The 5416-nt window shown below is 64.4% G+C and carries 7 protein-coding genes; 3 read left to right on the forward strand and 4 right to left on the reverse strand.

Annotated elements, in window-relative coordinates:
• The 3 genes from EOC06_RS31710 to EOC06_RS31720 all read left to right on the forward strand — a co-directional run.
• The coding region (locus EOC06_RS31710; RefSeq protein WP_164898839.1) for an SCO family protein at positions 1-363 on the forward strand (363 nt) is incomplete at its 5' end.
• A 65-nt stretch (positions 364-428) separates the two neighbouring features.
• Positions 429-1301, forward strand: a complete 873-nt coding sequence (locus EOC06_RS31715; protein ID WP_128309640.1) for a 50S ribosomal protein L11 methyltransferase — start codon at positions 429-431, stop codon at positions 1299-1301.
• Between the two features lie 138 nt (positions 1302-1439).
• Positions 1440-3284, forward strand: a complete 1845-nt coding sequence (locus tag EOC06_RS31720; protein WP_128309641.1) for an aminopeptidase P family protein — start codon at positions 1440-1442, stop codon at positions 3282-3284.
• A gap of 94 nt (positions 3285-3378) precedes the next feature.
• On the opposite strand, the gene EOC06_RS31725 is transcribed toward EOC06_RS31720, so the two are convergent.
• The 4 genes from EOC06_RS31725 to EOC06_RS31740 form a co-directional block, all read right to left on the reverse strand.
• The gene (locus EOC06_RS31725; protein ID WP_127320663.1) at positions 3379-3675 is read right to left on the reverse strand and encodes an AzlD family protein; all 297 of its coding nucleotides are present in this window, start codon (positions 3673-3675) and stop codon (positions 3379-3381) included.
• Positions 3672-4400 (reverse strand): AzlC family ABC transporter permease, encoded by a 729-nt coding sequence (locus EOC06_RS31730; protein WP_128309642.1) that lies wholly within the window; start codon positions 4398-4400, stop codon positions 3672-3674. The genes EOC06_RS31725 and EOC06_RS31730 overlap by 4 nt, the downstream gene beginning before the upstream one ends.
• 111 nt (positions 4401-4511) lie before the next feature.
• Positions 4512-5204 (reverse strand): DUF2461 domain-containing protein, encoded by a 693-nt coding sequence (locus EOC06_RS31735; protein WP_128309643.1) that lies wholly within the window; start codon positions 5202-5204, stop codon positions 4512-4514.
• Positions 5204-5416 (reverse strand): BRCT domain-containing protein (locus EOC06_RS31740; RefSeq protein ID WP_164898840.1); only part of this gene is annotated, 213 nt, incomplete at its 5' end. The genes EOC06_RS31735 and EOC06_RS31740, both read right to left, overlap by 1 nt.

The following is a 5416-nucleotide window of genomic DNA, read 5'->3' on the forward strand; positions in this document are numbered from 1 at the left end:
ACCACGCTGTTCGAACTGGCCGGCTGGCTGAAGACGCTCGGCGACGACGGCAAGAACCTGCACGCCTATTTCGTATCGGTCGATCCCGAGCGCGACACGCCGGAAGTGATGAACGCCTATGTCAGCAATTTCTCCGACCGCATCGTCGGCATCACCGGCGCTCCCGACAAGGTCCATGCCATGGCCAAGTCGTTCGGCATCTACTGGAAGAAGGTCGACACCGGCGACGGCGACTACACGATGGACCACACCGCCTCGGTGCTGCTGCTCAACGCCAATGGCGACTTTGCCGGCACCATCGCCTACGGCGAAAGCGCCGATACGGCCATCGCCAAGCTGAAGCGGCTGGCGGCGAAAGGCTAGAGCTTGATCCCGAAAAGTGGGCACCGGTTTTCGGGCAAGATCATGCTCAAAAAGAAACAGATTTCATGACCCAGACGCGCCTTTACTTCACCACCGGAAAGACCGAGTCCGTCAGCATTTTCGCGGCGCTTGACGCAGCCTTCGAGGAAGAAGGGCTGCCGATCGCCGTCCTGGAGGTCGACGAGGACAAGGACATCCACGAAGTGTCGCTCTATGCCGATGGCGACGTCGATGCGGTCGAGACCCGCTTGAACGACATCCTTGCCGGCCTTTCCCTGTCGAAGCCGATCGAGCGCGAGGCCCTGCCCGACATCGACTGGGTGGCGCATTCGCTGGAAGAGCTGAAGCCGGTGCGTGCCGGACGTTTCTTCGTCCACGGCGCGCATGACCGCCGCAAGCGCCACAGCGGCGAGATCGCCATCGAGATCGAGGCTGGCCTTGCCTTCGGCACCGGCCATCACGGCACCACCGCCGGCTGCCTGGAGATGCTGGAAAGAGTGGTCCGGCGCGAACACCCGCGCAATGCGCTCGATCTCGGCACCGGCAGTGCGGTGCTGGCGATTGCCGTCGCCAAGCTGGCGCATATTCCTGTGCTGGCCACCGACATCGATCCGGTGGCGGTGCGGGTGGCTGCCGCCAATGCACGGCTCAACCACGTCAAGGCACTGGTGGAAACGGTGACCGCGCCGGGCTTTCACCACCCGGTCTTCGGCAAGCGCGCGCCCTTCGATCTCATCGTCGCCAACATATTGGCACGGCCGCTGATGCGGCTGGCGCCGCAAATGGCTGGCCACATCGCACTTGGCGGCTCGATCGTGCTGTCAGGCATCCTCGACCGCCAGCGCGACGCGGTCATCTCGGCCTATGTCGGCCAGAATTTTCGCCACGTCAGAACCTTGCACCGCGAGGGCTGGGTGACGATCCACCTCAAGCATTGAGCCCGGGACCGACCGAGCTTGGACCAAGTTCCCCCGGTTGTCAGTCCAGCGATGCTGTAGCAGGTTGCGCGCAGCCGGAAATCGATTCCGATTTCCCGGTCCATAGGCTACGGTCCCGCCGATATCAGGATGCCCACAATGTTCCAGACCTTCGATTCCGCCGGCGACCCGGCCGTCGGCAAACCGCGCGTGGCGCTCCTGCGCCAATGGCTTGAAGCCAACGGGCTGGACGGCTTCATCGTGCCGCGTGCCGACGAGCATCAGGGCGAGTATGTCGCCGACCGCTCGGCGCGGCTGAAATGGCTGACCGGCTTCAGCGGCTCGGCCGGCGCCGCCATCGTCCTGCGCGACCGCGCCTTCGTCTTTGTCGACGGGCGCTACACGCTGCAGGTGCGCAGCGAGGTCGACCTGGACGTCTTTTCGATCGAAAGCCTGGTCGACAATCCGCCGGCTGTCTGGCTGAAAGACAATCTTGGCAAGGGCGCACGGCTCGGCTTCGATCCATGGCTGCACACGATCAGCGAGGTCAAGGCGCTGCAGGCCTCGGCCGACAAATCAGGCGCCGTGCTGGTGCCGCTCGACAAGAACCCGATCGACATCATCTGGAAGGATCAGCCCGACGCGCCGGTGGCCCCGGTCGAACTTCACCCGATCGGCTTTGCCGGCGAGCTCGCCAAGGACAAGCTCGCGCGGTTGGCGGCGGCGATCGCAAAGGACGGCGCCAGCCATGCGGTGCTGACCGACCCCTCCTCCATCGCCTGGGCCTTCAACATCCGCGGCGGCGACGTGCCGCACACGCCGCTGGCGCTCGGCTTCGCCATTCTTGCCGCCGATGGGTCGCACCAGCTTTTCATGGATAAGCGCAAATTCTCGCGCCAGGTCGCGGCCTATCTCACCCAACTCGCCGAGCCGCATGGGCCCGGCGAATTCCAAGCCGCGATCGTCGCCCTTGCCAAGAGTGGCGCGAAAATCGCGCTCGACCCGGTGCTGGCGGCCGACCGGCTGCGCATGCTGGTCGAGGCCAATGGCGGCACGGTGATTGCGGCAGCCGACCCCGCCCGCATCCCGCGCGCCACCAAGAACCAGGCCGAGATCAACGGCTCGCGCGCCGCGCATCGGCGTGACGGTGCGGCCGTGGCGAAGCTTCTGTGCTGGCTGGAGCGGCAAAAACCCGGATCGCTCGATGAGATATCGGTGGTCACCCGGCTGGAGGAGACGCGGCGGCAGACCGGCGAGGAAACGCAGATGCCGCTGCGCGATGTCTCCTTCGACACCATTTCGGGCGCCGGTCCGAACGGTGCCATCATGCATTACCGCGTGTCGCGCGCCACCAGCCGCAAGCTGCAGGCCGGCGAGTTGTTCCTGCTCGACTCCGGTGCGCAGTATCAGGACGGCACCACCGACATCACGCGCACCGTGCCGATCGGCCAGCCGACGCAGGAGATGCGCGAACGCTTCACGCTGGTGCTGAAAGGCATGATCGGCATTTCCACGCTGCGCTTTCCCGCCGGCACGCGCGGTTCGGAAATCGATGCCGTCGCGCGCATGGCGCTGTGGAAGCACGGCTGCGACTTCGCCCACGGCACCGGCCATGGCGTCGGCTCGTATCTGGCCGTGCATGAAGGCCCGCAGCGCATCGCCCGCACCGGCACCGAAAAGCTGCTCGAAGGCATGATGCTGTCCAACGAGCCGGGCTACTACAAGGAAGGCGCCTACGGCATCCGCATCGAGAACCTGATCCTGGTGACCCCGGCGCAAGAGATCGAGGGCGGCGACATCGCCATGCACGGCTTCGAGACGCTGACGCTGGCGCCGATCGATACCAGGCTGGTGCAGTCGGACCTCCTGACGCGCGACGAGTTGCACTGGCTGGACTCGTACCATACGCGCGTGCTGGCCGAGATCGGCCCGATGCTCGACGGCGAAACGCTTGCCTGGCTGGAAAAAGCCACCGCGCCATTGCCGCACGACGCGAAGATTTGAGGTGAGCTTTCTTTCTCCCCGTTCACGGGGAGAAATGCCCGGCAGGGCAATGAGGGGCAGCGCCTCCGTTCGAGGTAATTGCTGCGGCAGAGCCTTATCCGACGAACTGCCGCGCCAAAATCAGAACCGCAGCCCCCGCCAGAAACATCGACATCAGTCCGCCGCGCAGCGAAACCACAGCCGTAACCACCAGAGCCGCCCATTCCGCCGGCCCGGCATTCAACAGTTCCGGCGCCACCAGCGTCGTCAGCACCGCCGCCGGCACGGCGTTGAGACCGGCCTCAACGCGCGGATGGATGGTTTCGAAGCGGGAGATGACCAGATGCCCGCCGATGCGCGTCAGATAGGTCGCGATTGCGCCGGCGATGATGATCCAGAAGGTCGTGCTCATGGCCGCGCCTTTACGCCGCTGTGATGGGGAGGCAGGATGACCGCCAGCAGCACACCGGCAACAGCGCCGATCGAGACATGCCAGGGCGAGCCCACGGTCTTATAGGCGATGATCGAGGCGGCGGCGCTGGCGATGACCACCGGCAGCCACAGCGGCCGCTTGCGGAAGCCCAGCACGAGACCGAGGAAATAGATCGGCAGCAGGAAATCGATGCCGAGCGCATGCGTGTCGGGGATCAGCTTGCCGAACATCGCGCCAAGCGCGCTTTCGACGATCCAGAACAGATAGACCGGCAGGCCAAGTCCCAGATACCAGGCAAAGCCGACCGTCCGGCCCGATTGCGCCCGCGCTTCGGCTACCGCGAATTGCGGATCGGTGAGGATGAAATAACCAAGTGCCTGCTGGATGACAGGCCAGTGCGCGATGCGCCGGCCGATGCCTGCGGAATAGAGCACGTGGCGGAAATTGACGGCGAAGATCGACAGCACGATCAGCCACGGCGCCACATGCTGGCCGAACAGCTGGATGCCGACCATCTGGCTGGCGCCGCCATAGACCAGCGCGCTCATCAGGAAGGCTTCCAGGACCGAGAAACCATTGTCGACGGCGAGCGCACCGAACAGCACCGCAAACGGCGCCGACGCCACCACGACAGGCATCGACAGCCGCACGCCCTGCCAGAAATCGCTTCTATCGCCGCTCTCGGAAATTGCTTGCGCCGACATGGCCTCTCCTTGATCAGGGCCTGATGTAGGAAGCGCTGCCTGCCTTGTCACACGAATTCGCTTGAGCCAAACGATCAGCGGAAATGATCGTCGGGTTGCCGGAGCCGGAGACTAGTCAAGCGAACCCTTGCCCTCGATCGCCCTGCCCCAGTCGAGCAGCGGCTTGGCGCGCAAGGTGAAATCGACGAGTTCATCGACCAGATCAGCCGTATGGATTCCGGCCGGATCGATGACATGCTGGACATAGAAATGCCGGTGGCGGATGGCGGCGACCAGATCGGGATCGCTGATTTCCTCGAAGCCGCGTGGCGTACGCTTCATACGGCCTTCGGTCTCGAATTCAAGCCGGTTCTTCTTCAACGCCGCCACCAGGCCGCGAAAATTGTCCGGCTTGGTCGCGATGGCTTTGCGCATCGCCAGCAGCAGCGCCGGTTCCGGCTGCCACCAGGCAATGTCGGCAAAACAGCGCTCAAGCCCGATATGCACGTAGAACACACCCTGCTCCATCTTGGTGCCGTCGGGCGACAGGATGGCCGACAAATGCCTGTTGTAGGGTCGCTTGTCTTTGGCGAAGCGCACGTCGCGATTGATGCGGAACAGCGACTTCTTGCGGTCGCCGCGCAGGCCGAGGCCTGCCTTTGCGAAGCGCTCGGTCAGCGTGTCGACGAGATCACTGAGCGGATCGCGCAGCTCCTTTTCGAACAGGTCGCGGTTTTCTAAAAACCACTCCCGGCTCTGGTGGAAATCCAGCGCCTTCAGGAACGGAATGGCTTTCGGGCCGAAACCCTTGAATGCGCCTTCCATCACGCCTTGCCGATCCGTACCAGCCAGCCATCCTCGTCGATCACCTCGATGCCGAGTTCGCTGGCAAGCTTGAGCTTGGAGCCGGCACCCGGCCCGGCGACCACCAGATCCGTCTTTGCCGAAACCGAGCCCGCGACCTTGGCGCCCAGGCGCTCCGCCATCGCCTTGGCTTCGGAGCGTGTCATCTTCTCCAGCGAGCCCGTGAACACGAC

Source organism: Mesorhizobium sp. M7A.F.Ca.MR.362.00.0.0 (assembly GCF_004023175.1).
GTDB lineage: Bacteria > Pseudomonadota > Alphaproteobacteria > Rhizobiales > Rhizobiaceae > Mesorhizobium.